We start from the raw sequence: 26401 nt of genomic DNA, 5'->3' as shown, positions 1-26401 counted from the left end.
GAACAAGAACAATGACAGCAGCATATGAATACGAAACCCACGAATATGACGTGGTGGTTGTCGGTGCCGGTGGCGCGGGTCTGCGTGCAACATTGGGCATGGCCGAGCAGGGTTTGCGCACCGCTTGCGTGACGAAGGTATTCCCGACCCGGTCACACACAGTGGCCGCCCAAGGCGGCATTGCGGCGTCCTTGTCGAATATGGGGCCAGACCATTGGCAGTGGCACATGTATGACACCGTAAAGGGCTCGGACTGGCTGGGTGACACCGATGCGATGGAATACCTCGCGCGTGAAGCACCCAAAGCCGTATATGAGCTAGAACACTACGGAGTGCCATTCAGCCGGACCGAAGAAGGCAAGATCTATCAGCGCCCATTTGGTGGCCACACCACCGAATTTGGCGAAGGCCCCGCTGTGCAGCGGACCTGTGCCGCCGCCGACCGGACCGGTCATGCGATCCTGCACACGCTGTATGGTCAGTCGCTGAAGAACAACGCCGAGTTCTACATCGAGTATTTCGCCATTGATCTGATAATGTCTGAGGACGGACAGTGTCAGGGTGTCGTGTGCTGGAAGCTGGACGACGGCACGATGCACGTCTTCAACGCCAAGATGGTTGTTCTGGCGACCGGCGGCTATGGCCGCGCCTATTTCAGTGCAACCTCGGCACATACCTGCACCGGCGACGGTGGTGGTATGGTGGCCCGCGCGGGTCTTGCACTGCAGGATATGGAATTTGTTCAGTTCCACCCAACCGGCATCTACGGATCGGGGTGCCTGATCACTGAAGGTGCACGTGGTGAAGGCGGATACCTGACCAACTCGGAAGGCGAGCGGTTCATGGAGCGCTATGCGCCTCAGTACAAAGACCTCGCGCCGCGCGACTACGTTAGCCGTTCAATGACCATGGAAATTCGCGAAGGGCGCGGCCACGGTGACAACGGCGATCACATCCATCTGAACCTCAGCCATTTGCCAGCCGAAGCTTTGGCGGAACGCCTACCGGGCATTTCAGAATCTGCGCGCGTCTTTGCCGGTGTTGACGTTACCAAGGAACCGATCCCGGTTCTGCCGACCGTGCACTATAACATGGGTGGTATCCCGACGAACTATTGGGGTGAGGTGCTGAACCCGACAGCCGACAACCCGACTGCCGTGGTCCCTGGCCTGATGGCTGTGGGCGAGGCCGGGTGTGCCTCGGTTCACGGGGCAAACCGTCTTGGTTCAAACTCGCTGATCGACCTCGTGGTGTTTGGCCGTGCGGCGGCGATCCGGGCGGGCAAAGTTGTGGATGCCGACGCGTCGAACCCGGTTCTGAACCAGGCCTCTGTAGATAAAGCGTTTGACAGGTTCGATGCGGCGCGCAACGCCAGCGGCGCAATTCCAACCGCAGATCTGCGGCTTGAGATGCAGCGCACCATGCAAGAGGACGCGGCGGTTTTCCGCACCTCGAAGACCATGGCTGAGGGCGTCGAGAAGATGACCGCGATCGCCGCCAAGATGGATGATCTGAAGGTTTCTGACAGATCGTTGGTCTGGAACAGCGATCTGATGGAGACGCTGGAGCTCACCAACTTGATGCCAAGCGCGTTGGCCACCATCGTTGGTGCGGAGGCGCGTAAGGAATCCCGCGGTGCACACGCCCATGAAGATTTCACCGAGCGCGACGATGAGAACTGGCGCGTCCACACGGTCAGCCGTGTCGATGGCAACAAAGTAGAGCTTAGCTACCGTCCGGTTATCGTTGATCCGCTGACGACCGAAGACGAGGGCGGCATCAGCATGAAAAGAATCGCGCCCAAGGCGCGGACGTTCTAAGGAGAGGAACCCATGGTACAACTGACCCTCCCCAAGAATTCCCGGATTACCACCGGTAAAACCTGGCCCAAGCCCGACGGCGCGACCAATGTGCGCAAATTCCAGATCTATCGCTGGAACCCGGATGATGGCCAGAACCCGCGCGTCGATACTTATTTCGTCGATATGGATACTTGCGGCCCGATGGTTCTGGACGCTCTGATCAAGATCAAGAATGAGATCGATCCGACTCTGACCTTCCGCCGTTCGTGCCGCGAAGGCATCTGCGGGTCCTGCGCGATGAACATCGACGGGATTAACACGCTGGCCTGTATCTATGGGATGGATGAGATCAAGGGCGACGTGAAGATCTACCCGCTGCCCCATATGCCGGTGGTCAAGGACCTGATCCCTGATCTGACTCATTTCTACGCCCAACACGCCTCGATCATGCCGTGGTTGGAGACTAAGACCAATCGTCCGGCAAAAGAGTGGAAGCAATCCATCGAAGACCGCAAGAAATTGGATGGTCTCTATGAATGTGTGATGTGTGCCAGTTGCTCGACCTCGTGCCCCAGCTACTGGTGGAACGGCGACCGCTATCTCGGCCCTGCCGCGCTGTTGCATGCTTACCGCTGGATCATCGACAGTCGGGATGAGGCCACCGGTGAGCGCTTGGATGAGCTGGAAGATCCGTTCAAGCTGTATCGCTGCCACACCATCATGAACTGCGCCAAGACCTGTCCCAAGGGTCTGAATCCGGCCAAAGCGATTGCAGAAATCAAGAAGATGATGGTGGACCGCGCGGTCTGATCACGCACCAAAACAAAGCACTTGCCGGGTTGCGGCAAGTGCATGCCGCCTCTGCAAAACTATGCGATGCGCTTGTACGAGCGCGGATTTAAAGTCCGCGCAGGGAGGAGTGATGAGTTCGAAAAAAGGTCACTCCGATGAACATGCAAAACCAAAAACACGACGCGGCCAAAGCGTTGGAATTTCTGGAGCAAGCTTGGGCCTATTATACGCCCGAGCCCAAAGTTCCGGCCAAAGACGAAACACCAGAATTGTTTGAATATGCGAACGCGGCTTAACCGTGTCGCGCGGGCTTGAAAATTACGACACAATAGGCAATGCAGAGCTATGCCCGTTCTAATGCTTCTGCTCGCCGCTGGCGTTTTTGCCTATTTTTTCTGGCGGTCCCGCACGTCGTCTCTGACGCGCGACTGCAGGTGGCGGCAACATCGAAGCGAGGGCCAGTGGCGCTGTGCTTACTGTGGCGCGGTGTCAAAATCTGATGTTGAGCCCACACAGTGTCTGAAGGGACAATAGCTGCTGTTGGGGGTTTCCCACCGGGCCGAACTGCGCCACTCTCGGCCCATGTCAGAATCTCGGAATACTCCCCGCCCACCCATGGATGCAGATGCGCGCCGCGCGATTGCGCCCGTTATTTGCTACCCGAATGAAGGGCTACCAAAACCCGATCTAGGGCTCTATCAAACTGCGCGTGATACAGCGCACAAAACGGGTGAGGTGTTGGTGCCACCGCGAGATGCGCGATGCTTTGAGGTGCCTGCAGGGCATTTCTTTAGGATCACTTCTGTTGAAGGATCGCAAGTTGGCGATCTAAACCTGTGGAACCTCAACGACCTTTCCGAGCGGTTCTATTCCGGCAAGACGCGCGCGTTGCATGGCACACATATCACCGTGGGTGAGCGCATGTGGTCGAGCTTTCCACATATGCGACCGATGGCGACAATCATTGCAGATACGCTGGGGTGGTACGGAATCGATGATTTCGGCGGGTCGGTGCACGATGTGATCGGGACCCGATGTGATCCCTATACCGGTAATTTGCTAGCTGGATCCCAGTACCATCACTGTTGCCATTCGAATCTGACACGCGCGCTGGCGGATCATTTGGGCGTCTCTTTGGCCGAAGCCGAGCCTGCGGTACATGATGTATTGAACGTGTTCATGTGCACCGGTTTCACGCGTGATACCGGGCAGTATTTCATGAAAGCCTCACCTGTCCGTCCGGGAGACTATCTTGAGTTTTTCGCCGAGATTGACCTGCTGGGAAATCTAAGCGCGTGCCCGGGCGGTGATTGCTCGTCCGAGCATTCATCGGATACCGCAGCCTGTTATCCCCTGCTGGTAGAAACCTTTGCCCCGGCTGAAGGTGCGCTTGAGGGATGGCGCAGCCCCGCGCGCAACGGATATGACCGCACGCACGGGCGCTAGATATCGCGCAATTCAGCTGTCCGGGAACGCCGCCTGCAGCGCGATTTCGACCATGTCGCCAAAACTGCTTTCTCGGTCCGATGAGGGCAGGGCTTCGCCGGTCAGCAGGTGGTCCGAGACTGTCAGTACCGCCAATGCGCGGCATTTGTGACGCGCGGCAAGGATGTAAAGCTCTGCCGCTTCCATCTCGACACCCAAAATACCGTGCCTAACCATTTGTTCGTTCAGGTCCGGGCGTTCGTCATAAAAGACATCGGATGAATAGATGCCGCCAACATGGGTTGGCGTACCTTTGGCTTGTGCAGCCAATGCTGCAGACTGCAAAAGACCCCAATCCGCGCAAGGGGCGAAGTTTATTTCTCTCATGATCCCGCGCGAAGGGGTGCTGAGTGTGGTCGACGTCATCGCCAGAATAACATCACGCACATTCACACTGTCTTGCATCCCGCCACATGACCCGATCCGGATCAGAGTTTTGGCGCCGTAGTCACGGATCAATTCGTTCACGTAGATCGACAGAGACGGCATCCCCATGCCACTACCCTGAATGGTAACACGATTTCCTTTCCAGGTGCCGGTGAACCCCAGCATGCCACGCACTTCGTTTACCAGCTTTACGTCTTCAAGAAACGTTTCGGCCGCCCATTTTGCGCGATACGGGTCGCCGGGCAAAAGAACGGTTTCGGCAATCTCGCCTTTTTGGGCTCCAATATGGATAGTCATTTTGCCACTTTCCCCCGATCAGATTTCCAGATCAGTAATATCGGTACCGGCTTTGATTGCGTCATGAACCCACTGCGGTTTGCGGCCCCGCCCGGTCCAGGTTTGCGACGGATTGTTCGGATTTTGATATTTCGCTTTAGATGATTTTGCCGATTTAGCGCTGTCTCCTGACAATTCAGACAACGAAAACCCATATTCCGCCGCCGCCTTTTCGGCAGCTTTCAATGCTTCTTTTCGCTCACGCACTTCGGCGGTTTTTAGCGCCTTTTCGACCCGATTGCGCAATTCGAGCAGTTCTTTGCGCGACATTTTTTCAAGATCGATCGCCATAATCTTCTCCATTTCGGCTATTCCCCTACTTATTGCAGGGGAAATTGAATAAACCCGAACCTATCTATTCCCATTTTACCGGAAATAGAAATGGAGATTTCTGTAATATGCTTTTCTATTCAGCCGCAATTTCCGTTGGGTCAACCAATGTGACGATATCGCCCATGATTGCATTCAATTCGAAATTTTTCGGCGTATAGATTTTCGATACACCCATGGAACGCAATTGATCCGCGTCCTCATCGGGGATGATCCCACCTACAATGACGGGAATATCGCTTAGCCCTGCTGCTTTCAGCCGCGTCATCACGTCCTTCACCAAAGGCAGGTGGCTGCCAGAGAGGATCGATAGACCAATCACATGCGCTTTGTCTTCTTGTGCCGCAGTTACGATTTCTTCGGGCGTAAGACGAATACCTTCGTATCTGATATCCATGCCACAGTCGCGTGCGCGGAAGGCGATCTGTTCGGCTCCGTTCGAGTGTCCGTCCAGACCAGGTTTGCCAACAAGAAACTTCAGCCTGCGCCCCAGTCGGTCGCTTACCGCATCTACGGCTGCGCGCAGGTCTTCCAGACCTTCGGTTTTGTTCGAAACAGATCCCGAGACGCCAGTTGGTCCACGATATGTACCGTAGGCCTTGCGCATTTCCTCGGCCCATTCGCCAGTTGTGACACCGGCCTTGGCCGCAGCGATTGAAGGTGCCATCACATTGGCACCAGATTTCGCTGCTTCGCGCAGGGCTTGTAACGCCGCAGCCACGGCGGCGTCATCCCGATCCGCACGCCAGTCGTTCAAGCGCCCGATTTGTTCCTGTTCAACCGCCGGGTCGACGACCATGATGCCGCCATCCTCGGTCTGCAAAGGTGAGGCTTCGCCCTCGGTCCATTTGTTTACGCCAACGACGACGGTTTCATTGCGTTCAATGCGGTTCAGGCGCTCGGCATTGGACTCGACCAGCCGCGATTTCATGTATTCGATCGAGGCTACCGCGCCGCCCATCGATTCGAGATTAGCCAATTCGGCCCGTGCGCCATTTTTGAGTTCTTCGACTTTGGCGTCGACAACCGGATTGCCGTCGAACAAATCGCCATATTCCAGCAGATCGGTTTCATAGGCGAGGATTTGTTGCATCCGCATCGACCATTGTTGATCCCATGGACGAGGCAGGCCGAGCGCTTCGTTCCATGCAGGCAACTGCACCGCACGTGCGCGGGCACGTTTAGACAGCGTCACCGCAAGCATTTCAATCAGTATGCGATAAACGTTGTTTTCCGGCTGCTGTTCGGTCAGTCCCAGCGAGTTTACCTGAACGCCATAACGGAATCGGCGGAACTTAGGGTTTTCAATGCCATAGCGCTGCTGCAGAATTTCGTCCCAAAGATCCACAAAGGCGCGCATTTTGCACATTTCGGTGACAAACCGGATGCCCGCATTCACAAAAAACGAAATCCGCCCGCAGAGTGCTGGGAAGTCTTCAGCCGGAACGCGCGGGCGAAGTTCGTCCAGCACTGCAATGGCAGTCGCCAGAGCATAGGCCAGCTCTTGCTCAGGCGTCGCGCCTGCTTCTTGCAGGTGGTACGAACACACATTCATCGGGTTCCATTTGGGCACGTTATCGTAGCAATATTCGGCCACGTCCGCGATCATCTTCAGCGATGGCTTTGGTGGGCACACATAAGTGCCGCGGCTCAGGTATTCCTTGATCAGGTCGTTCTGGACGGTCCCCTGCAATTTCGAGACGTCCGCGCCCTGTTCCTCGGCAACTGCGATATAAAGCGCCAAAAGCCAAGGAGCAGTCGCATTGATCGTCATCGAGGTATTCATCTGTTCCAGCGGAATTTGATCGAACAGTACCCGCATGTCCCCCAGATGGCAGATCGGAACCCCAACTTTTCCAACTTCGCCGCGCGCCAAAGTGTGATCGCTGTCATACCCTGTTTGGGTTGGCAGATCGAAGGCCACGGATAGGCCGGTCTGACCTTTGGCCAGGTTCGCACGATAAAGCGAATTTGACGCTTTGGCCGTTGAGTGACCGGCATATGTACGGATGAGCCAGGGGCGATCTTTCTGCAACTGCGTCATGGGTCGGGCCTCGCGGATCGGTGGGTAACAAAATTACGTTCTATGGTGGTAAATAGTAATTTTCAGTACATGTCAATTCGCTGCGTTGCGGCATCGACGGTTTCTGCAGATTGTGGGTGGTCGCGTTTGATGGCACTGTGCCCGAATGATGCAGACTGTGGAAATCCCGCTTTGGCTGTTTGTGCTGATCGTGCTGTTTGCCGCGGTCACATTTGCCTCGCATTTTTTGTTTCCGTCGGTGCGCTGGTTTTTCCGCCGCCGCCTTGAGCGCGCCGTCGCACGGTTGAACAAGCGCCTTCAGCGCCCGATCCAACCGTTCAAGTTGGCGGGGCGGCATGACATGATTCAACGGCTTATCTATGACCCGCAAGTAAGCCGGGCGGTGCAGCAGCATGCCAAAGAAGAAGGTGTGCCTGACGCTGTTGCCTCAGAATTGGCACGGCGTTATGCGCGCGAGATTGCGCCCTCATTCTCGACAGTGGCGTATTTCAGCATCGCGATCCGTTTTGCCCGCATGCTGAGCAACGCCTTTTACAAGGTGCAGTTGGGTTACGAGGACAAAGCCGCGCTGGACAGTATCGATCCCGATGCGACGGTCGTTTATGTCATGAACCACCGCAGCAATATGGATTACGTGCTGGTCACCTATCTGGCGGCAGACCATTCGACCTTATCCTATGCTGTGGGCGAGTGGGCCCGTGTCTGGCCACTAAGTCGATTGATTCGCGCGATGGGGGCCTATTTCATTCGCCGCAAGTCGGGTAGCGACCTATATCGACAGGTCCTTGCAAGCTATGTAAGGCACGCGACCGAAGCGGGCGTGACGCAGGCCATGTTCCCTGAGGGCGGGCTGAGTCTGACTGGCAAACTGGGGCGCCCCAAGCTGGGATTGTTGAAGTATATCCTTGACGGAGTCGAACCGCAGGGGCGGGATGTGGTGTTTGTTCCGGTTGCTTTGAACTATGATCGGGTGCTTGAAGATACCGTATTAACAGCGGCAGCGAAGGATAGTGAACGCCGCTTCCGCGCGCGGATCGGGGTTATCACCCGCTGGTCGCTCAAGCAGATTTGGCGCAAGCTCGTCGGGCGCTACAAGAGATTCGGGATTGCCTCGGTGCGGTATGCGACACCGATTTCCCTGAAGGAATTTCGAGTCGCGCACGAACGGGACCTAACAACCGATCTGGCCCGCGAGTTGATGCGCAGGATCGGCGCCGCAATTCCCTTTGTTCCAGTGCCTGCTGCGTGTCGGCTGGTTCAGGAAGAAGGTGAGATGTCAGAGCAGGAGTTGAAGGCGCGTTTGCTGATGTTGGGCGGCGACGCGGTTGCCCAGGATGATGGAGAGGCTGTTGACGATGCCATCAATCAGTTGGTCGAGCGACGGATTCTGCGTCGTGAGGCTGGAGTGTTGCGCCCATCAGGCGAGCGATCAGAGCTGCTTGCTTATTACGCGGCAGCATCAGAACCCGTTGTTCGGGCTGAGAATGATGCAAGTGCAGAAAGTATTTCTGCAACTGCTGGGTCATAAAATTACAAAATAGATACCAAAAACGGTTGCAATATTACTCAGGGGCTAATATTTCGTCTTTGGAAAGCCGCGATTCTGCGGCGCGGCAACAGTTGGAAAAAGGAGGCCAGCATGGCTTTGGATGTCGACAGCGGTATCGCGTCGTATGAGGCGCCGGAAAAGGACCTCTACGAGATGGGTGAAATCCCCCCGATGGGGTATGTTCCCAAGCAAATGTATGCCTGGGCCATCCGGAAAGAGCGCCACGGTGAGCCAGACACAGCGATGCAGTTGGAAGTCGTTGATGTCCCGAAGCTGGACAGCCACGAAGTGCTGGTTCTCGTTATGGCGGCGGGTGTAAACTACAACGGCGTCTGGGCATCGCTTGGCAAGCCGATCAGCCCGTTTGATGGCCACGGCCAACCCTTTCACATCGCAGGTTCAGATGCGTCGGGCATCGTCTGGGCGGTTGGTGACAAAGTGAAGCGCTGGAAAGTCGGCGATGAAGTCGTGGTTCACTGCAACCAGGACGATGGCGATGACGAACACTGCAATGGTGGTGATCCGATGTATTCGCCCAGCCAGCGCATCTGGGGATATGAGACACCTGATGGCTCGTTCGCGCAGTTTACAAATGTTCAGGCACAGCAGCTGATGCCGCGTCCCAAGCACCTGACCTGGGAAGAAAGCGCCTGCTACACGCTGACCTTGGCAACAGCCTATCGGATGCTTTTTGGGCACGAGCCGCACGATCTGAAGCCGGGCCAGAACGTCCTGGTTTGGGGCGCATCGGGCGGTCTGGGCTCTTACGCGATACAGCTGATCAACACTGCGGGTGCCAATGCGATCGGCGTGATTTCGGATGAAAGCAAGCGTGAGTTTGTGATGGACCTTGGCGCCAAAGGCGTCATCAACCGCAAGGATTTCAACTGCTGGGGCCAGCTGCCCACGGTGAATACTCCGGAATATGCTGAATGGTTCAAAGAAGCCCGCAAGTTTGGCAAGGCCATCTGGGATATTACCGGCAAAGGTGTGAACGTCGACATGGTGTTCGAGCACCCCGGCGAAAGCACGTTCCCGGTGTCCACTTTTGTCGTGAAAAAGGGAGGTATGGTTGTGATCTGCGCCGGGACCACTGGCTACAATCTGACCTTCGACGTGCGTTACATGTGGATGCACCAGAAACGCTTGCAGGGCTCGCATTTTGCGCATCTCAAACAGGCCTCGGCTGCAAACCAGCTAATGGTCGAGCGCCGCTTGGATCCGTGCATGTCCGAAGTGTTCACTTGGCAGGATCTGCCTGAGGCGCACATGAAGATGATGCGCAACGAACACAAGCCGGGCAACATGTCGGTGCTGGTTCAGGCTCCGCATACAGGCATGCGCACCCTTGAAGAAGTATTGGCTGCCCGCGACTAACGGTCTCAGGCGAACAGCAGCTGCAACACCCGCAGGGCGCACACACGCCTTGCGGGTGTTCATCGTTTCTATCGATGATCATGTATTTTCAATGCTTTAAGAAATCGCCCCCCGCTATTTCTGGGGAGTAGAAAGCAGCGAGTAGGCCGAATTAGTCTGCACATGTTATGGTTGTGTTAACCCTTCGTTAACTATTTCGGGGACACCCTGATGGCGCAAAATGAGTGGATTTTGGACGTTCTGTCGGACCTAAACGCCTTTGCTGTGGCGAATGGGTTGAGCGCGCTGGCCGAGCAGCTTGACGACACAAGACTGATCGCCGCGGCCGAGATTGCGTCCTCAAAGGATGAGGCTTGCGCGCCCGCGAATGGGAAGAAAATTCGATTTGAGCCAGATCCTAGGGGATTTGGAAAGCACCAGCACGCTTGACGAGCTGACCAGCGTAGCAGTCCAGTTGCGGGACAAGCTGCAAATTGACCACATGACATATCATTGGGTTGATGGGGCCGGGGATCAATACGGGTTCACGACTTATTCGGATGCCTGGGATGAACGGTATCGAGACAGGAATTATCATCGTATTGATCCGGTTATTCTGGGTTGTTTTCAGCGATTTCACGCTGTGGACTGGAAACAGCTGAACTGGTCGGGCAAAGCAGTAAAGGCCTTCCTGCAGGACGCGCAGGAACATGGCGTCGGCAATCAGGGCTATTCGATCCCGCTGCGGGGGCCAGGCGGGCAATTCGCGCTGTTTACGGTCAACAACAGCTGTGATGACATCGCATGGCAGGCATTTGTCGAAACGTATGGCCGAGATCTCATATTGGTGGCGCATTTCCTCAATCGAAAAGCGCTGGAATTTGCAAAAGAACGGCAGCCGGACAACATGCGGGGGCTCTCGCCCCGCGAAATCGATGCAATGACATTGCTGGCGCTGGGGTATAGCCGAGCGCAGGTGGCGCACTCGCTTTCCATTTCTGAGCATACGCTCAGGGCCTATATCGAAAGCGCACGCTCAAAACTCGGTGCGCAAAATACGACTCATGCAATCGCCACTGCACTCAGTAGAGGATTAATAGTCGTTTAACGACCGTACGGTGATCTCACCTTAAATTAACCACGTGTTCGTACCCCCTTTGTTCCAACTATGGACGATAAGGGGAACACGTCATGTTGCGTTATTTGTATGCCGATGAGCTGCATAACTTTCCGGAATTGGCCAGGGGGATGTTCAGGGATCGCGCGGATCAGTTCAAAACCCGCCTTGGCTGGGATGTTAAGGTTAATGAAAAGGGGGAAGAGCGGGATCAGTACGATGACCTGAACCCGCTCTATGTGATTTGGGAAGAGGCAGATGGCAGCCATGGCGGGTCCATGCGGATCCTACCGACGACCGGTCCGGTCATGGTGAACGACATATTCGGACATCTCACCGGGGGCAGTCCGATCCGAAGCCCACTAATCTGGGAGGTCACTCGCTTTTGCCTCTCGCGCAACGCCAGCGCTCATACTGCTGGGGCCATCATGCTGAGCGGCGGTGAGGTAATGGAAGGGTTTGGCCTGACCCACATAGCGGGCGTTTTTGATGCCCGCATGATCCGGATCTACCGTATGATCGGATCGTCTCCGGTGGTTTTGGGCACCGAAGGGAAAGGGCGCGATCAGATCTCGGTCGGCCTGTGGCCTTATTCAGCGGATGATTGCAACCGTGTAGCAGCCCGCGCAGGCATCCCGCGAGAGTTGTCGCGCCTGTGGTTCAAGACAGCATTTGGCCATGGCGCACAGCACCGGTTCGCTTTGTCGGCATAAGCATACGGAAAAACCAATCGGCATCTGGCAGCGCGCGGCGCGTCCCTGTAGGGTCGCGCCATGTCCTTGCCCCAAGTCACATTTTCCGAAGATCAGGCTGCCGCTTTTGACAACATTGCCGAGATGTTGCGAGGTGCCGGAGTAGACCTTGAAGACGACGCTCTGCTGAAACTGCCCGGCAACGGAAAGTCTGGTGTGATGGCTGTTATTGGCAAGGCTGGATCGGGCAAAACCCTGTTGCTGGCAGAGCTTTACAAAGCTTTGGCCGAGACGGGGGTCAACCTGATCTCGGGTGATTTCGAAAGCCGCAAATCCCGCGACAAGCGCAGCCTTGCGATCCTCGCGCCGACGAACAAGGCCGCCAGCGTATTGCGGCTGCGTGGGGTGCCCGCGACCACGATCCACCGTATCCTCTATACGCCTGTTTACGACCCTGAATACGAGCGGATCGCCGAATGGCTAGCGGGCAATGACGAACGGCCCGAGATCGAAGGGCTGACAGACGAAGCGCTGGACCGCGCAGCCGCGTTCTATGCCAACAACAAATCCATCCCCGGTGCGCTGGCCGCTGCTGGGTTGCGCGGTTCGGATTTCATCACCGGCTGGAAACGTCGGGAAGAGCCGCTGGATATCGGTTTTGTGGACGAAGCCTCGATGCTAGACGACCGGCAATTCGAGGATCTAAAGGAAATCTTTCCAACCTTGTTGCTATTTGGTGACCCGGCGCAGTTGGCGCCGGTCAATCAATCGGGCTCGATGGTGTTCGACGGGTTGCCAGAGCCGCGCAAACAAATCCTGCATCGAGTGCATCGGCAAACTGCGGACAACCCGATCCTAGACCTCGCCCATGCTCTGTCCGATCCGGTCATGGGGTTTGAGGATTTCGAACGTCTGATCGAGGACACTGCCCGAAAGGATGACCGCGTTGTCTGGGGACAGCGGGTAGAAGTTGATCTGATGGCGCGCAGCCCGGTTCTTGTCTGGCGCAATGCGACCCGAATCCGGCTGATTCAGGCGTTCCGCACCGTACATGGCGCGCCGGAAACTGAACTACTGGAAGGGGAACCGTTGATTTGTGACGGCATTGAGCTGCCGTTGAAGCACCGCAAAAAGCGGCTGGACCTTGAGGCGCGCGGGCTGATTAAAGGCGCGCAGGTCATCTATCTTGGCCCTGGTCGCAAGCCGGGTTTTTCGCGGTTGCATGTGATGGGGGCCGAAGACCCTCAGGTCTCGGCGGCGTCGATCGTGCAGATTGAAAAGCCCGATGAGGAGGAGCCGTTCATTCCCTATGCTGCCCGTATGGGGGCAACGTTCCTGCATGGTGCCGCTGTGACGATCCATAAGGCGCAAGGGTCGCAATGGGACACGGTTCAGGTCTTTGCGCCAGACATCTACGCAGCCGCCCGCATGGGCCGTACTGAGGCCGGGCAACCTTTGTGGAAGCGCTTAGCTTATGTCGCCATAACCCGCGCACAGGAGAGGCTAATTTGGGTAGTGCGGAACCGCTTGTCGAAACCGACCCACCCATTGCGTGTGGATGACCTGCGTGCGGTTGCGGCACCATCCCTGACATTGGAGGCGGAAGAGACATGAAGACGATCATAGTGACCGGTGCAAGCTCGGGCATAGGCCGCGCCACCGCCGAGCTGTTTCTGTCAGAAGGATGGACTGTCGGGCTTCTGGCCCGCAGCGCTGACAAACTTCTTGCTATGGCACAGCATAACGCCTCGGCGATCCCGCTGGTTGCCGATGTGACTGACCCGGATGCCGTTGCAAACGCCTTTACTGCATTCACCCGACAGACCGGGCGACTGGACGTGCTGTTCAACAATGCCGGGATTTTTGCCCCTGGTGGCACCATCGACGAGATCGCGCTTGAGGATTGGTACGGCTCGGTCAATGTGAACCTGAACGGCATGTTCCTGTGTGCACGGGCTGCATTTGCTGCGATGCGGGCTCAGGCGCCGCAGGGGGGGCGTATCATAAACAACGGTTCAATCGCTGCTCATGTGCCGCGCCCGAACTCGGTGCATTATTCTGCGACGAAACACGCGATTACCGGTCTGACGCGCAGCCTTTCTCTGGACGGGCGGAGTTTTGGAATTGCCTGTGGTCAGATCGACATCGGAAATGCGCGCACCCCGATGGTGCAGGGGCTGGTCGATGAGGCGCTTGCCGAAGGCCGCGACCCTGATCCCACCATGGATGTCGGGGATGCCGCCCGCTCGGTACTGCATATGGCCGAACTGCCGCTTGAGGCGAATGTGCAGTTCATGACCGTTATGGCCACGACCATGCCCTATATCGGTCGCGGGTGACGATCAGTTCTCGCGCAGTAGGCGGAAGGCTGTCGAAGCGCCCCAACCGGCGGCAATCGCGATGGCCAGTGACATGAGCCCGTACCAAATGGGTTGTTCACGCGACATCGCGTACAAGAATCGCTCAAGCCCGACTTTGCGTACTCCGATCGAGGTTTCAAAGGTCGAGACCACCTTTCCGTCTCGTGTCAGGAAGATACGGGCGCTGTAGTCGCCTTCGGTCAGGTCCGACGGCATGTCGATTGATGTGCGGAACAACGTCTGTTCGTCCACAGCCACTGTGTTTTCCCGGATCGAGTACAGCCCTTCATCTTCGCGGATGCGGATGACCGCCTCGGAAAAATCCTGTGCGCCCTGAATGCTCATGTCCGCACCGACCGACCGGATGGCACGCTCGATCGAAACCTTATAGCGTAGGTCTTCGGTTTGAGTCAGAACCTCGGAAAACGGGGCGCTGGTGGCAACGGCGTAGAAGCTTGGTGCCAGATCAACAACAAGGCTGTCGGTGTTCACCCAGATACCGAACCGTTTCTCTTTGCGGCGTACGGTGACAGGTTCGGATGGGCCGACCACCGATACGATGACCTCAAGCGGTGGACCGTCCGGGATTGGGGCTTCGCGCTTTACCGCGCCGAAAACCAATATTTCGGACCCGTCAAAATTGGCGGTAATCGAGACGCGATCCTGACTTAGGCCCAGAACAACCTGTTCTTCGGCTGCGTAGGCTGGCAGACAGATCAGACAAAGAAGAGCAATCACACGCAGCATCTTAGTGCCCTCCCGCATCGCCAAGCGAATACAACTCGGCGGGTTGAAGCAGAAGATCAAGCGCCAGCTTGCCGCAGACGACAAGTACAAGAGCCGCCAACAAAACGCGCAGTTGTTCAGCCGGCATTCGGGCGCCGATGACTGTTCCGATTTGGGCACCAACTACGCCACCGACGAGCAGAAGAACCGCCAACACGACATCAACGGTATAGTTGGTGGTGGCGTGCAGCATCGTGGTGAAGGCGGTTACAAAGATGATCTGAAACAGCGAAGTTCCGACAACAACCTTTGTCGGCATGCCCAATAGATAGATCATCGCGGGCACCATGATAAACCCGCCGCCGACACCCATGATAGCAGACAGGACACCGACAAACAGGCCTACGACAAGCGGTGGAATGACCGAGATGTACAGGCCCGACGTCCGAAACCGCATCTTGAACGGCATGGCGTGCACCCAACCGCGCTGGCGTCGTTTCGGAGGCGGCGTGCCGCCTTTCCGCGTTTTTCTAATCGCGTTCAGGCTTTCGACAAACATCAGACTGCCAATGATGCCCAGAAATACGACATAGCAAAGTTTGACCAGCAGATCGACCTGTCCGAGGCTCTTGAGATAGTTGAAGACAACAACACCCAACGCAGCGCCTGTCAGCCCTCCGACCAAAAGGACTGTGCCCATTTTAAGGTCCACGGTTCGGCGCCTGAAATGCGCCAGCACCCCAGAAAATGATGAAGCAACAATCTGGTTTGCCTCGGTTGCGACCGCAACCGCAGGCGGAATGCCGATGAAGAACAGCAGTGGAGTCATCAAAAACCCACCGCCAACGCCAAACATTCCAGACAGAATGCCCACCATTCCACCCAGTCCAAACAGTAGAAACGCGTTTACGGATACTTCGGCAATCGGGAGGTAAATCTGCATGGCTTCTTCTAGACAGGAGAGGCCGTACCACGCGGTGTGGCAAAGCCATTTGTAACATAAATCTCAACAGACGAAGCGCGCGTGCCAGGTGGGGCCATCTAGTTGTTTCCGTGGCTCAACCTGAAAATAGTCGATAGCATGGCTGCGGAACTGATGCGGGACACGTCCATACCCCCTTAGAGCGGTTGCGGCATACAAAATCAACTCTGTATGCCGCTTTGCAGCAAACAGGACTGAGGGGCAGTCCTGAACTGGCTCTATCAGCGTTCCTTTACATATGGTTCGCCGCCTGCACGTGGCGGTATGGCCTTGCCGACGAACCCGGCAAGAATCACCACGGTCAGGATATAGGGCAGGGCGTCCATGACCTGCACCGGGATCACGACCCCGCCCAAATCGATGTTCTGGAACCGCAAGGCAATGGCCTGCAACAGCCCGAACAACAGGCATGCCCACATCGCGTGCCACGGACGCCATTTTGCAAAGATCAGAGCAGCCAGTGCGATAAATCCGCGCCCAGCGGTCATCTCTTTCACAAAGCCTGCTTGCAGCGCGGTGGCCAGGTAGGCACCTGCGATGCCGCAAAGTACGCCGCAAATCGCAACCGCTGCGTAGCGGAGACCTACAACCGAAACTCCAGCAGTATCCACCGCCGCAGGATTCTCTCCGACCGCGCGCAGACGCAGCCCGAACCGGGTGCGGAACAGAATCCACCAGGTCAGTGGCACCATAAGGAAAGCCACATAGACCAGAATGGAATGGCCAGACAGAAGCTCGGAATAGGCCATATGCAGGGGATTGGTTTCAGACATCAGCTCGGAAACCGGACGGCCTGTCAGTTCGGCGTCAGCTGGTCCGATCGCATAAGGGAATTCTGCAGATTCAAACCGCCCTTCACCGAACAATGATGGCGTACGACCACCCTGCTTGAACCAGCTTTGGGCGACAAGAACGGTCATACCTGAGGCGAGAAAGTTGATCGCAACCCCCGAGATCAGCTGATTGCCCCGAAACGTGATCGACGCAAACCCGTGTAGCGCCGAAAGGACCAGAGATGCCGCGATCCCGGCCAGCAATCCCAGCCACACCGAACCGGTTACGGCGGCGACGGCAGCCGAGAAGAATGCTGACATCAGCATCTTGCCTTCAAGGCCGATGTCGAAGATGCCCGCGCGCTCAGAGTACAATCCGGCCAGACAGGCAAGCAGCAGAGGCGTAGCCAGTCGGATGGTCGAATCCAGAACCTGGATGAGTGTCAGGAAGAAATCCATCAGGCCGACCCCTTCCGAAGCGCCATGAACAGCTTTTCAAGCGGCATGCGCACCATGTTGTCCAGTGCTCCGGTAAACAGAATGACCAGCGCTTGGATGACCACGATCAGTTCGCGCGGAATCGATGTCCAAAGCGCCAGTTCGGCCCCGCCCTGATACAGAAACCCAAACAGAATAGCGGCTAGAAATACCCCGAATGGATGAGACCGACCCATCAGTGCCACGGCAATTCCAATGAAACCCGCGCCTTCGGTTGCGTTCAGCACCAACCGCTCGGCTTCGCCCATCACGTTGTTGACTGCCATCAGGCCCGCCAGAGCGCCCGAGATCAGCATGGCAATAATCGTGATGCGTACAGGCGAGATACCGGCGTAGACGGCACCGGTTTCCGAATGGCCGTAGGCGCGGATTTCATAGCCCAACCGAGTTCGCCAGATCAGCGCCCAGACAACAAAACACGCAAGGATTGCGACGAAGAACGAGATGTTGGCAGGCGCACCTCGGAAAACGATGTTTTCGGCGCTCGAGAACATCGACTGGAAAGTCGGGAGATGCACTGCCTCGGGGAAACGAGCCGTTGCTGGGTCTTGCGACCCTTGCGGGCGCATGACGTTGACCAGCATGTAATTCAGGAAAGCGGCAGCGATGAAATTGAACATGATCGTGGTGATCACGATATGGCTGCCCCGCTTCGCCTGCAGATAGGCCGGGATCGCGGCCCAGGCTGCACCGAAGATCATCGAAGCAGCACAGGCGGCCAGCAAAGCTATTGTCCAATGCGGCCAAGGAACCGATAGGCAGACGATGGCAACGCCCAGTCCGCCCAGCATGGCCTGACCCTCGCCGCCGATGTTGAACAAGCGCGCGTGAAAGGCAACTGCAACCGCGAGTCCGGTGAAGATGAAGTTCGTTGCATAATAAAGTGTATAGCCCCAGCCGTAGGTTGACCCTAGGGCCCCAGTGACCATCAGATTTACCGCCTCAAGCGGATCTTCCCCGATGGCCAGGATCACGATTGCCGAAAGGATTGTGGCCAGAAGCAGACTGATTAGCGGGATCAGTACCACATCGGCCCATTTGGGCATTTTTTCCATGGTTCAGGCGGCCTCTCCTGCAACACCGGCCATCAGCAGGCCCAGTTCTTTTTCATCCGTCTCGGCGGGCAGACGCTCGCCCATGATATGTCCGTCAAACATAACCGCGATCCGGTCCGAGAGTGAGAAGATCTCTTCCAGCTCGACCGAGACCAGCAAGATTGCTTTGCCCTGATCCCTCAAGGCGACGATCTGTTTGTGAATGAACTCGATGGCACCGATATCCACGCCGCGTGTGGGCTGGCCCACCAGCAGCAGATCGGGATTGCGCTCGATTTCTCGTGCAACGACGATTTTCTGTTGATTGCCGCCCGAGAAGCTTTTTGCCGTCAGCCAGCCATTGGGCGGGCGTACGTCGAACTTCTCGATCTTGGCTTCGGTGTCGGCACGCAGGGCGGCGTTGTCCATGAACAGCCCGCGTTTGTAAGCAGGGTCGCGGTGGTAGCCGAACGCCACGTTCTCCCACGCGTGAAAATCCATGATCAGGCCTTCGCGCTGCCGATCCTCGGGGACATGAGCGATATGTCGGGCGCGCCGCGCTTGCCCGTCCGATCCGGGGCCGTGCAAAGCCAGAGGCTCGCCGTTCAGTTTGATCGAGCCTACCCCGGGTCGCATACCGCCCAAAACTTCAAGCAGCTCGGACTGCCCGTTGCCAGCAACGCCCGCGATGCCAACGATCTCACCCGCGCGAACGGTTAGGTCGATGCCTTTGACACGCTCGACACCGGCCGAATCGGTGACACTGAGGTTTTCGATTTCCAGAACCGGTTTGCCCGGCTGTGCAGGCACCTTATCAACCTGTAGCAAGACCTTGCGGCCAACCATCAATTCGGCCAGTGCCTGCGGATTGGTGTCAGCTGTTTTGACGGTGGCGGTCATCTCACCACGGCGCATAACCGAAACCGTATCAGTGTTCTCCATGATTTCGCGCAGCTTGTGCGTGATCACGATGATTGTTTTACCCTCGGACCGCAGCCGGTCGAGAATGCGAAACAGCTGGTCCGCCTCGGCAGGGGTAAGAACGCCCGTGGGTTCGTCCAGAATCAGAATTTCGGCCTTGCGGTAGAGCGCCTTGAGAATCTCAACCCGCTGCTGCATGCCCACACCGATCTCATCGATGCGTTTGTCCGGGTCGACGAACAGTTCGTATTCTTCCTCTAGGTCTTTCAGCTCTTTCCGGGCTTTCGCGAGCGACGGAGCCAACAGCCCACCGTCCTCCGCACCCAGAACGATGTTTTCCAGAACGGTGAAATTCTCGACCAGTTTGAAATGCTGAAACACCATCCCGATGCCCGAGGCGATCGCCGCCTGGCTGTCAGGGATGTCGGTCTTGGTGCCGTTGATCCAGATTTCGCCTTTGTCGGCTTTGTAAAATCCGTAGAGGATGCTCATCAGCGTGGATTTGCCCGCTCCGTTTTCACCGATGATCCCGTGGATCGCTCCGCGGGCGACGCTGATGGAAATATCTTTATTAGCCTGAACCGGCCCAAAGGCTTTGGAAATCCCTTTGAGTTCAATGGCGGGGACGGTCATATCTTGTCCTTGGGTTGCCGAAAGGGCCGCATGCGGCAGAGTGGTGCAGGGCGGAGGCCATGGCCCCCGCCCCCAGTTACATCAGAACTGCAGTGCAGGGCAGCTGTCGTTCTCGTAGTAGCTGACAACGCTTACGTTGCCATCGATGATGTCGCGACGGGCACTTTCAATGGCCGAGCTCATTTCTTCGCTCACCAGTTCCGCGTTGTTTTCATCCATCGCAACGCCAACGCCATCTTGTGCAAGACCCATGGTGTAAACACCGGTCTGGACGTCTTCGCCAGCTTTCATGGCGTCATATACAGCAACGTCCACACGCTTGAGCATCGAGGTCAGGACCTTGCCCGGGTGCAGGTGGTTCTGGTTGCTATCGACGCCGATTGACAGGATGCCTTCGTCGGCTGCGGTTTGCAGAACGCCAACACCGGTACCGCCCGCAGCGGCGTAAATCACGTCAGCACCCTGGCTGATCTGTGCTTTGGTCAACTCCGAGCCCTTCACCGGGTCGTTCCATGCTGCAGGGGTGGTGCCTGTCATATTGGCAACAACGTTGATGTCCGGGTTCACGGACTTCGCGCCTTGTGCATAACCACAACCAAAGTGACGGATCAGTGGGATATCCATACCACCGATAAAGCCCACTGTGTCGGATTGGGACGCCATCGCCGCCATCATGCCGACCAGGTATGATCCTTCATGTTCGGCAAATCCGATCTGGCGAATGTTCGGGGCTTCCAGCCAGGTCACGTCGACCGCAACGAATTTGGTATCCGGATAGTCACCTGCCACTGCAGCCAATGGATCGGCCATGGCGAAGCCCATTGTGATAATCGGGTTTGCGCCCGCTTCGGCAAAGCGGCGAAGCGCTTGTTCGCGCTGCGCTTCCGACTGAAGCTCGATCTCGCGATAGCTTTTGCCGGTCTGTTCCGCCCAACGCTGAGCGCCATTATGCGCGGCTTCGTTGAACGATTTGTCGAACTTGCCACCCAGATCAAAGATAAGGGCCGGTTCTGCCATAGCAGCACCTGCTGTTAGTGCAACCGCAGCGGCTGCGCCCATCAAGGATTTCATAAATGTCATTTGTTACTCCCGTTGGCTGTTATCGGTCCGGGGCTTAATCCCCCGGTACCCACTCAGAGCGAGCATACCTGTTGTGATGGCGGGAATTGAAGCTGTTTGCAACAGCTTCGGTCAACACATTTTTGACCATATGGTCTAAAAAAGCGAATATTTTTCGCTCAGGGGGCGTTCCATGACGATCGCATCGGCGTTTGGGCCACTTTTGCGATGATAATAGGCTGCGCGATTGCCGCATGGCGTGTATCCGCAGGTTTGGTACAGAGAGATCGCCGAATGGTTATCTGAGGCAACGTCCAGAAATGCACGGATTGCACCGAGTTCTCGTGCCTTGGCGTGCCAGTCTGCCATGATGCGCCGCGCCAGCCCGCGTCTTTGGTAGTCTGGACGTGTCGCGATCGTGAGCAGCTCGGCCTCTTCGCCGATCACTTGAATGAGAGCGAAAGACCGTTTGTCACCAACTACATGGGTAAAGCGATTGGCGATCAGATTGCTGAATTCTTCAGCGCTCCACGGACGTGACTGTGTGAAGGCTGCGGCGTGGGTTTCTGCCATGTCCTGTGGTGTCATTCGTCCAAAAGCACCGGTGGTACATCGCTGGAGGGGGCCGCATCTGCAGGGCGGACATAAAGCGGAGCAGGTGGCGCTTGAACTGTCGTCCAACGACCAGCGGCCACCTGGGCGATCGCACGGGCCTGCTGTTCTGGGTCCTCGCAGAAATACAAGGGACCAATATCGTCAGCGGCATGACGTGAGGTCAGGTAAGGCGCGCGCCCCTTAGGTTGCACATAAACCTGATCGCGCGGTGCAGCTATCGCCGGGAGATGCCCGCCGGGCGCAATTTCCGCAACTGCATCAAACCCCGACACCCCAACCGCCGGCACACCAAGCCCAAGCGCCAACCCGCGCGCGGCGGATACCGAGATACGGATGCCGGTGAAATTGCCGGGGCCGATTCCGACGGCGATCGCATCAAGGTGCCGCCATGTGCAATTGTTCCGGGTCAGGATTTCTTCAAGCAAGGGCATCAACCGTTCCGCCTGCCCACGAGTCATCGCCTCGGCGTGCGATGCGATAATCTTACCCTCTCGCAGCAAAGCGGCCGCGCAATGCGCGGCCGATGTATCGAATGCCAAAATCGTCGGTTCAGACGGCAACAGGGCGAACCTCGGTCACTTCGGGGATGTAGTGACGCAACAGGTTCTCGATCCCCATTTTCAGCGTTAGGGTCGAGGACGGACAGCCCGCGCAGGCTCCCTGCATGTGCAGATAAACAACGCCGCGGTCGAAGCCGTGGAAGGTGATGTCACCGCCGTCCTGAGCCACAGCAGGACGCACGCGGCTATCCAGCAGATCTTTGATCTGGTTGACAATCTCTGCATCTTCGCCGGTGTGTTCAGCGTGGCCCGAGGCGGTCTCTGCACCTGCGCCCATAACCGGTTGGCCGGACTGGTAATGCTCCATCACAGCGCCGAGAATTGCGGGCTTGATGTGATCCCACTGCACGTCATCAGATTTGGTTACCGTGACAAAATCGTTGCCGAAGAACACGCCTGTTACGCCGTTTACATCGAATATGCGTTTGGCGAGCGGTGATTTTTCTGCAGCGTCGGCGCTTGGAAAATCAGCGGTGCCTGCTTCCAGAACCGTCTGGCCGGGTAGGAATTTTAGTGTGGCCGGGTTGGGTGTGGATTCGGTTTGAATGAACATGGCGCGGCTCCGTCTAAGATGCACCTGATATGCGCGTCCGTGCGGGGGAAGTCAAGATTTGGAACCGTTCTAAATTGTGACGGCGTAAGAAATCGCATCATCCAGACGATCATCACCCCAGAACAGCTCGTCCCCAATAACGAAACTCGGCGCACCAAAGATGTGTTTAGCCTTGGCCTGAGTAACTTGCTCGAACAAGGCAGCCTTGATCGCGGGGTCGCTTATCCGATCCATCAGATCAGTCGAAACGCCAGATTTGGTAAGGCACTCAACCAGAACCGCCGGATTCGATATATCACGACCGGAACCAAACTGCGCAGAATAGACAGTGCGTACAAAGGCTGCCCGTTGATCAGCTGGTTCGATCGCCAGCGCTAGCCTTGCTGCTTTCAGGCTGTTTTGCGGAAATGGCTCAGGCCGCCGAAAAGGTAAATCGCGCGCGGCGCAAAGCCGTTCCATGTCCCGCCACATGTATCGACCTTTTGCAGGGTAGAGGTTGAACGGCGAGTTTTTCCATCCCTGTTCAGCAAAGATCGGCCCCAGAAGGAATGGGTGCCATTCTACGGCAACTCCATATTCCGAAGCCGCCTGCTGGATACGCATCGCGCTGAGATAAGAATAGGTCGATGCGAAGTCGAACCAGAACTGCAGCTTCGCGGACATAAATTCACCTCAGGTGATGGCTTCCAGCTTCTCTTTGCTCAGATCGCCGGGCACGATAGTAATAGGAATGGGCAAACTTCCAGAGTTCCGGGTCAGTTGTGTCACCAACGGTCCGGGGCCTTTTTTGTCAGTACCTGCACCCAGAACCAATACGCCGATCTCGGGATCGGATTGGACATGTTCAATGATTTCGGCCACCGGATCGCCTTCACGGATTGCCAATTCGGGCTCGACACCCTGTTTGTCGCGCATCCATTTGGCGAACACCTCGAAATGGGCGTGAATACGTTCACGCGCTTCTTCGCGCATCACCTCGGCAACACCGATCCAGTGGTTGAATTCGTCCGGTGGAATTACCGAAAGAACCGTAACCCCGCCGCCAGTATGTGCCGCACGCATAGCGGCAAAGCGCATGGCGTTCAGGCATTCACGGCTGTCGTCCAGAACGACTAGGAACTTGCGCATGTTTGTCCTCGTTTGTTTTCGGGATCATGCCTCACAGGGTAAGCAGTGGCAACTGAAACAGAAAAGGAGCAGATCAGCAATTGCTTGCAGCCCAATCCCAGTACATCTCGCGTGTGCGACGGGCGATTGGGCCCACCTGATACTGGGTGTCATCCAGCGCGGTGATTGGCGTCACTTTGCTCATGTTACCGCTCATGAACACTTCGTCCGCGTCGTGAAAGTCATCGAAACTCAGCACGGTTTCATGCACGGTTACCCCGTCGGCGCGCAGGTTTTTAATATGCCGCGCGCGTGTAATCCCGGCCAAGAATGTCCCATTGGGGATTGGAGTAAAAACCTCACCATCGCGCGCCATGAAGATATTTGCGGTCGCAGTCTCGGCCACATGCCCCATCGCGTCGGCCACAAGGGCGTTTGAAAAGCCCTTGTTGCGTGCCTCCTGCAACATCCGGGCATTGTTCGGATACAGGCACCCTGCCTTTGCGTTGACCACAGCGGATTCCAGAACAGGGCGGCGGAAACGAGTGGTTGTCAGCGTCGCCGAGGCGGTTTTGGGTGCCATTGGGATTTCTTCAAGACAGATGGCAAAGCCAGTGCTGTTTTCCTGAGGGACGATGGCGGTGTGATCCCCGTCGATGCCCCAATACATGGGGCGAATGTAAACGGCGGTGTCAGGTGCGTAACTTTGCAACCCTTCGTGAACCAGATCGACCATCTGTTCGGTTGTTACAGAAGGTGTCAGCATCAGCGCCTCGGCTGAACGGTTCACGCGGGCACAATGGGCATCCAGATCCGGGGTCATTCCATCAAAGTACCGGGCACCGTCAAACACCGATGAGCCCAGCCATGCGCCATGGTCAGCAGCGCGCATGATCGGTGCGTCCCCGTCATGCCATTGGCCGTTGAAATAGGTGCGGATGTTTTTGCCGACTGCCATTGCGCCCTCCCTCAAGCTTCGGGGAAACCTAGGTTGGGGCTGACGCAAGGTCCAGCAGATTATCCGTGATGCTGGGGCAGCGCTTCGCGTTTGACCATGGTGCGCAAAGCGAAGTTTGATCGTAGGTTTCGAATGCCCGAAATTTTCATAAGCCGGTTTTCCAGAAATGCATCAAACGCATTGAGGTCTTTGGCAACCACGCGCAGCAGAATGTCGCGTGATCCGGTCATGAGGTAGCATTCCATCACCTCGTCGCAGCGACGAATGGCCTTTTCGAAGGAATCGATGGCGTTGCGATCCTGTTTCTCCAACTCGACAGACACAAAGATTGTGACGCCGAATCCAAGCCGCTCGGGGTCGACCTGTGCGGCGTAGCCGGTGATAATCCCGTCCCGCTGCAGTCGATCCAAACGCCGTGCGCAGGGTGTCGGGGACAGCCCGACATGCTCCGCCAAATCGATGACAGTCATACGGCCATCGTTTTGAAGGGCGCGGATTATCTTGGAATCGATATCATCCATGGCGAAAAATTCCACAAAAGTTTTCAATTTTAGAGGTTAGCACCAAAAATTTCCCTGATATAGTGACAAAAGGGTGAAAATCACTCGACGATAGGTGGCAAACTCTCGGAAGCACTCCGGAGGAGAAGAATGGACATCACCATCGTAGACGCGCCAGAGCACGAGCGCGTGGTCGAATTCAAAGATAACTCACTTGGTCTATTGGGCTACATTGCGATCCACTCAACGCAACGTGGCCCCGCTGCGGGCGGTGTGCGCATGCGCCCTTATGGCCACCCAGCCGAGGCCCTGGACGATGCTTTGCGACTGGCAAGGGGCATGACGTTCAAGAACGCCGCGGCAGATCTGCCGCTCGGGGGAGGCAAGGCTGTCATCATCGGGGATCCTCATGAGGATAAATCACCTGAACTTTTGCAGGCCTTTGGGCGCGTGATTCAAGGTTTGAACGGTCTGTACTGGACGGCAGAAGATATGGGTATGACGCCTGCAGATATGGCGCATATCGGGTCTGAAACCGAATTTGTGGCTGGGCTGGCGGAAGGTGAGTTCGCCAGCGGTGATCCGTCTCCGATAACGGCGCGCGGGATATTCAATGCTATCCGGGTGACAGCGCAGCACCGGTTCAGGCTTTCTGGCCTTAAAGGCCTGACGGTATCGGTTCAGGGTCTTGGCCATGTAGGCGAGCATTTGTGCCAGTTGTTGCACGATTCTGGTGCGCAGTTAATCGTAACTGACATCGACACCCGGCAAGCGGCCCGCGTGGCCGAACGGTTTGCGGCACGGGTCGTTGCACCCGATGCGATCTACGGCGTTGAAGCGGATATCTTTGCGCCTTGTGCGATCGGCGGCATCCTGAACGAAACGAGTATTCCATTACTGAAAGTCGGCGCTGTGGCCGGAGGGGCAAATAATCAGTTGTCCAGCGATCGGGACGCGCAGTTGCTCCACGAGCGTGGCATTCTTTACGCCCCTGACTTCGTCGCCAATGGCGGTGGTATCGTGAATGTGGCGACGGAAATCCTGCGTGTCGCAGAGCGTGAAGCTTGGGTCGCCGGTAGGTTGCAGGCGCTGGAGCAGACGATGGATCGCATCCTGACACGGGCCAAAGCCGAAGCGGTCAGCCCGCACGAAGTTGCGGAATCCATCGTGCACGAGATGCTGAGCCTGCAGGCGGCATAAGAGCCGACGGAACGAAAAACGCCGCCCGAGAA

27 protein-coding genes are annotated in these 26401 nt (G+C 56.7%); 11 read left to right on the top strand and 16 right to left on the bottom strand.

Annotation, left to right across the window (positions count from 1 at the left end):
* Positions 1–11 precede the first annotated feature (11 nt).
* From sdhA to ACR0NE_RS14165, 4 genes are all read left to right on the top strand, one after another.
* Positions 12–1820, top strand: a complete 1809-nt coding sequence (gene sdhA / locus ACR0NE_RS14180) for a succinate dehydrogenase flavoprotein subunit (protein WP_170395802.1) — start codon at positions 12–14, stop codon at positions 1818–1820.
* A gap of 12 nt (positions 1821–1832) precedes the next feature.
* Entirely contained in the window at positions 1833–2612 is a 780-nt protein-coding gene (locus tag ACR0NE_RS14175; protein WP_170408332.1) for a succinate dehydrogenase iron-sulfur subunit, read from the top strand.
* A 137-nt stretch (positions 2613–2749) separates the two neighbouring features.
* Positions 2750–2890: a hypothetical protein gene (locus tag ACR0NE_RS14170; protein ID WP_170395806.1), complete on the top strand. Its 141-nt coding sequence runs from the start codon at positions 2750–2752 to the stop codon at positions 2888–2890.
* A gap of 286 nt (positions 2891–3176) precedes the next feature.
* Entirely contained in the window at positions 3177–4040 is an 864-nt protein-coding gene (locus ACR0NE_RS14165) for a DUF1989 domain-containing protein (protein ID WP_170513058.1), read from the top strand.
* Between the two features lie 12 nt (positions 4041–4052).
* Here the strand turns inward: ACR0NE_RS14165 and deoD are convergent, their stop codons facing one another.
* The 3 genes from deoD to ACR0NE_RS14150 form a co-directional block, all read right to left on the bottom strand.
* Positions 4053–4763, bottom strand: coding sequence for a purine-nucleoside phosphorylase (gene deoD / locus ACR0NE_RS14160; protein WP_170408329.1), 711 nt, complete (start codon positions 4761–4763; stop codon positions 4053–4055).
* Positions 4764–4781: 18 nt separating this feature from the next.
* Positions 4782–5093 carry an H-NS histone family protein gene (locus tag ACR0NE_RS14155; RefSeq protein WP_170408328.1) on the bottom strand — a complete coding sequence of 104 codons (312 nt, stop codon included), beginning with the start codon at positions 5091–5093 and terminating at the stop codon, positions 4782–4784.
* A 115-nt stretch (positions 5094–5208) separates the two neighbouring features.
* Positions 5209–7176, bottom strand: coding sequence for a protein meaA (locus tag ACR0NE_RS14150; RefSeq protein WP_170597277.1), 1968 nt, complete (start codon positions 7174–7176; stop codon positions 5209–5211).
* 145 nt (positions 7177–7321) lie between these two features.
* Between ACR0NE_RS14150 and ACR0NE_RS14145 the strand changes: the two genes are divergently transcribed.
* The 6 genes from ACR0NE_RS14145 to ACR0NE_RS14120 all read left to right on the top strand — a co-directional run bounded on the left by ACR0NE_RS14145 (position 7322) and on the right by ACR0NE_RS14120 (position 14229).
* Entirely contained in the window at positions 7322–8704 is a 1383-nt protein-coding gene (locus ACR0NE_RS14145; RefSeq protein ID WP_170597278.1) for a 1-acyl-sn-glycerol-3-phosphate acyltransferase, read from the top strand.
* A 111-nt stretch (positions 8705–8815) separates the two neighbouring features.
* Complete coding sequence (gene ccrA, locus ACR0NE_RS14140; protein ID WP_170597279.1) at positions 8816–10102, top strand: crotonyl-CoA carboxylase/reductase; 1287 nt, start codon at positions 8816–8818, stop codon at positions 10100–10102.
* A gap of 367 nt (positions 10103–10469) precedes the next feature.
* Positions 10470–11189, top strand: coding sequence for a helix-turn-helix transcriptional regulator (locus tag ACR0NE_RS14135; RefSeq protein ID WP_170395826.1), 720 nt, complete (start codon positions 10470–10472; stop codon positions 11187–11189).
* A gap of 83 nt (positions 11190–11272) precedes the next feature.
* Positions 11273–11911 carry an acyl-homoserine-lactone synthase gene (locus tag ACR0NE_RS14130; RefSeq protein ID WP_170423735.1) on the top strand — a complete coding sequence of 213 codons (639 nt, stop codon included), beginning with the start codon at positions 11273–11275 and terminating at the stop codon, positions 11909–11911.
* Positions 11912–11971: 60 nt separating this feature from the next.
* On the top strand, positions 11972–13504 hold the full coding sequence (locus ACR0NE_RS14125; protein WP_170597280.1) for an ATP-dependent DNA helicase: 1533 nt from the start codon (positions 11972–11974) through the stop codon (positions 13502–13504).
* Positions 13501–14229, top strand: coding sequence for an SDR family oxidoreductase (locus tag ACR0NE_RS14120; RefSeq protein WP_170566304.1), 729 nt, complete (start codon positions 13501–13503; stop codon positions 14227–14229). Before ACR0NE_RS14125 ends, ACR0NE_RS14120 begins: the two co-directional genes overlap by 4 nt.
* 3 nt (positions 14230–14232) lie before the next feature.
* Here the strand turns inward: ACR0NE_RS14120 and ACR0NE_RS14115 are convergent, their stop codons facing one another.
* From ACR0NE_RS14115 to ACR0NE_RS14055, 13 genes are all read right to left on the bottom strand, one after another.
* Positions 14233–14997, bottom strand: coding sequence for a TIGR02186 family protein (locus tag ACR0NE_RS14115; protein WP_170597281.1), 765 nt, complete (start codon positions 14995–14997; stop codon positions 14233–14235).
* 1 nt (position 14998) lies between these two features.
* A complete protein-coding gene (locus ACR0NE_RS14110) occupies positions 14999–15919 on the bottom strand; it encodes a sulfite exporter TauE/SafE family protein (RefSeq protein WP_170395834.1) in 921 nt (306 codons plus the stop codon).
* Between the two features lie 260 nt (positions 15920–16179).
* Positions 16180–17190 (bottom strand): ABC transporter permease, encoded by a 1011-nt coding sequence (locus ACR0NE_RS14105; RefSeq protein ID WP_170408321.1) that lies wholly within the window; start codon positions 17188–17190, stop codon positions 16180–16182.
* Positions 17190–18284: an ABC transporter permease gene (locus tag ACR0NE_RS14100; protein WP_170513031.1), complete on the bottom strand. Its 1095-nt coding sequence runs from the start codon at positions 18282–18284 to the stop codon at positions 17190–17192. The genes ACR0NE_RS14105 and ACR0NE_RS14100 overlap by 1 nt, the downstream gene beginning before the upstream one ends.
* 3 nt (positions 18285–18287) lie before the next feature.
* Positions 18288–19817: an ABC transporter ATP-binding protein gene (locus ACR0NE_RS14095; protein WP_170395839.1), complete on the bottom strand. Its 1530-nt coding sequence runs from the start codon at positions 19815–19817 to the stop codon at positions 18288–18290.
* Between the two features lie 81 nt (positions 19818–19898).
* Positions 19899–20897: a BMP family ABC transporter substrate-binding protein gene (locus tag ACR0NE_RS14090; protein ID WP_170597282.1), complete on the bottom strand. Its 999-nt coding sequence runs from the start codon at positions 20895–20897 to the stop codon at positions 19899–19901.
* Between the two features lie 135 nt (positions 20898–21032).
* The gene (locus tag ACR0NE_RS14085; protein ID WP_255612006.1) at positions 21033–21449 is read right to left on the bottom strand and encodes a GNAT family N-acetyltransferase; all 417 of its coding nucleotides are present in this window, start codon (positions 21447–21449) and stop codon (positions 21033–21035) included.
* Between the two features lie 11 nt (positions 21450–21460).
* Positions 21461–22051, bottom strand: coding sequence for a tRNA (adenosine(37)-N6)-threonylcarbamoyltransferase complex dimerization subunit type 1 TsaB (gene tsaB, locus ACR0NE_RS14080; RefSeq protein WP_170597283.1), 591 nt, complete (start codon positions 22049–22051; stop codon positions 21461–21463).
* Complete coding sequence (locus ACR0NE_RS14075) at positions 22041–22604, bottom strand: NifU family protein (RefSeq protein ID WP_170597284.1); 564 nt, start codon at positions 22602–22604, stop codon at positions 22041–22043. Before ACR0NE_RS14075 ends, tsaB begins: the two co-directional genes overlap by 11 nt.
* Before the next feature lie 69 nt (positions 22605–22673).
* The gene (locus ACR0NE_RS14070; RefSeq protein WP_170597285.1) at positions 22674–23267 is read right to left on the bottom strand and encodes a 2-hydroxychromene-2-carboxylate isomerase; all 594 of its coding nucleotides are present in this window, start codon (positions 23265–23267) and stop codon (positions 22674–22676) included.
* A gap of 9 nt (positions 23268–23276) precedes the next feature.
* Positions 23277–23732 (bottom strand): universal stress protein, encoded by a 456-nt coding sequence (locus tag ACR0NE_RS14065; protein WP_074736907.1) that lies wholly within the window; start codon positions 23730–23732, stop codon positions 23277–23279.
* A gap of 73 nt (positions 23733–23805) precedes the next feature.
* Positions 23806–24669 carry a branched-chain amino acid aminotransferase gene (locus tag ACR0NE_RS14060; RefSeq protein ID WP_170597286.1) on the bottom strand — a complete coding sequence of 288 codons (864 nt, stop codon included), beginning with the start codon at positions 24667–24669 and terminating at the stop codon, positions 23806–23808.
* A 59-nt stretch (positions 24670–24728) separates the two neighbouring features.
* Positions 24729–25190 (bottom strand): Lrp/AsnC family transcriptional regulator, encoded by a 462-nt coding sequence (locus tag ACR0NE_RS14055; protein ID WP_170423751.1) that lies wholly within the window; start codon positions 25188–25190, stop codon positions 24729–24731.
* Between the two features lie 129 nt (positions 25191–25319).
* Here ACR0NE_RS14055 and ACR0NE_RS14050 point away from each other — a divergent pair, with 129 nt between their 5' ends.
* On the top strand, positions 25320–26369 hold the full coding sequence (locus ACR0NE_RS14050) for a Glu/Leu/Phe/Val dehydrogenase dimerization domain-containing protein (RefSeq protein WP_170395855.1): 1050 nt from the start codon (positions 25320–25322) through the stop codon (positions 26367–26369).
* Positions 26370–26401: the final 32 nt, after the last annotated feature.

The sequence above is a fragment of the Ruegeria sp. C9 genome, from assembly GCF_056537585.1.
This window is presented reverse-complemented; position numbering and strand designations above follow the sequence as displayed.

Coding starts and splice junctions, on each gene's coding strand:
- deoD (WP_170408329.1), bottom strand. CDS start 4,763: ATGACTATCCATATTGGAGCCCAAAAAGGCGAGATTGCCGAAACCGTT.
- ACR0NE_RS14090 (WP_170597282.1), bottom strand. CDS start 20,897: ATGACATTTATGAAATCCTTGATGGGCGCAGCCGCTGCGGTTGCACTA.
- ACR0NE_RS14130 (WP_170423735.1), top strand. CDS start 11,273: ATGTTGCGTTATTTGTATGCCGATGAGCTGCATAACTTTCCGGAATTG.
- ACR0NE_RS14110 (WP_170395834.1), bottom strand. CDS start 15,919: ATGCAGATTTACCTCCCGATTGCCGAAGTATCCGTAAACGCGTTTCTA.
- ACR0NE_RS14155 (WP_170408328.1), bottom strand. CDS start 5,093: ATGGCGATCGATCTTGAAAAAATGTCGCGCAAAGAACTGCTCGAATTG.
- ACR0NE_RS14115 (WP_170597281.1), bottom strand. CDS start 14,997: ATGCTGCGTGTGATTGCTCTTCTTTGTCTGATCTGTCTGCCAGCCTAC.
- ACR0NE_RS14145 (WP_170597278.1), top strand. CDS start 7,322: ATGATGCAGACTGTGGAAATCCCGCTTTGGCTGTTTGTGCTGATCGTG.
- ACR0NE_RS14105 (WP_170408321.1), bottom strand. CDS start 17,190: ATGGATTTCTTCCTGACACTCATCCAGGTTCTGGATTCGACCATCCGA.
- sdhA (WP_170395802.1), top strand. CDS start 12: ATGACAGCAGCATATGAATACGAAACCCACGAATATGACGTGGTGGTT.
- ACR0NE_RS14165 (WP_170513058.1), top strand. CDS start 3,177: ATGTCAGAATCTCGGAATACTCCCCGCCCACCCATGGATGCAGATGCG.
- ACR0NE_RS14065 (WP_074736907.1), bottom strand. CDS start 23,732: ATGCGCAAGTTCCTAGTCGTTCTGGACGACAGCCGTGAATGCCTGAAC.
- ACR0NE_RS14050 (WP_170395855.1), top strand. CDS start 25,320: ATGGACATCACCATCGTAGACGCGCCAGAGCACGAGCGCGTGGTCGAA.
- ACR0NE_RS14170 (WP_170395806.1), top strand. CDS start 2,750: ATGAACATGCAAAACCAAAAACACGACGCGGCCAAAGCGTTGGAATTT.
- ACR0NE_RS14150 (WP_170597277.1), bottom strand. CDS start 7,176: ATGACGCAGTTGCAGAAAGATCGCCCCTGGCTCATCCGTACATATGCC.
- ACR0NE_RS14125 (WP_170597280.1), top strand. CDS start 11,972: ATGTCCTTGCCCCAAGTCACATTTTCCGAAGATCAGGCTGCCGCTTTT.
- ACR0NE_RS14060 (WP_170597286.1), bottom strand. CDS start 24,669: ATGGCAGTCGGCAAAAACATCCGCACCTATTTCAACGGCCAATGGCAT.
- ACR0NE_RS14175 (WP_170408332.1), top strand. CDS start 1,833: ATGGTACAACTGACCCTCCCCAAGAATTCCCGGATTACCACCGGTAAA.
- ACR0NE_RS14100 (WP_170513031.1), bottom strand. CDS start 18,284: ATGGAAAAAATGCCCAAATGGGCCGATGTGGTACTGATCCCGCTAATC.
- ACR0NE_RS14085 (WP_255612006.1), bottom strand. CDS start 21,449: ATGGCAGAAACCCACGCCGCAGCCTTCACACAGTCACGTCCGTGGAGC.
- ACR0NE_RS14135 (WP_170395826.1), top strand. CDS start 10,470: ATGGGAAGAAAATTCGATTTGAGCCAGATCCTAGGGGATTTGGAAAGC.
- ccrA (WP_170597279.1), top strand. CDS start 8,816: ATGGCTTTGGATGTCGACAGCGGTATCGCGTCGTATGAGGCGCCGGAA.
- ACR0NE_RS14070 (WP_170597285.1), bottom strand. CDS start 23,267: ATGTCCGCGAAGCTGCAGTTCTGGTTCGACTTCGCATCGACCTATTCT.
- ACR0NE_RS14095 (WP_170395839.1), bottom strand. CDS start 19,817: ATGACCGTCCCCGCCATTGAACTCAAAGGGATTTCCAAAGCCTTTGGG.
- ACR0NE_RS14120 (WP_170566304.1), top strand. CDS start 13,501: ATGAAGACGATCATAGTGACCGGTGCAAGCTCGGGCATAGGCCGCGCC.
- ACR0NE_RS14055 (WP_170423751.1), bottom strand. CDS start 25,190: ATGGATGATATCGATTCCAAGATAATCCGCGCCCTTCAAAACGATGGC.
- ACR0NE_RS14075 (WP_170597284.1), bottom strand. CDS start 22,604: ATGTTCATTCAAACCGAATCCACACCCAACCCGGCCACACTAAAATTC.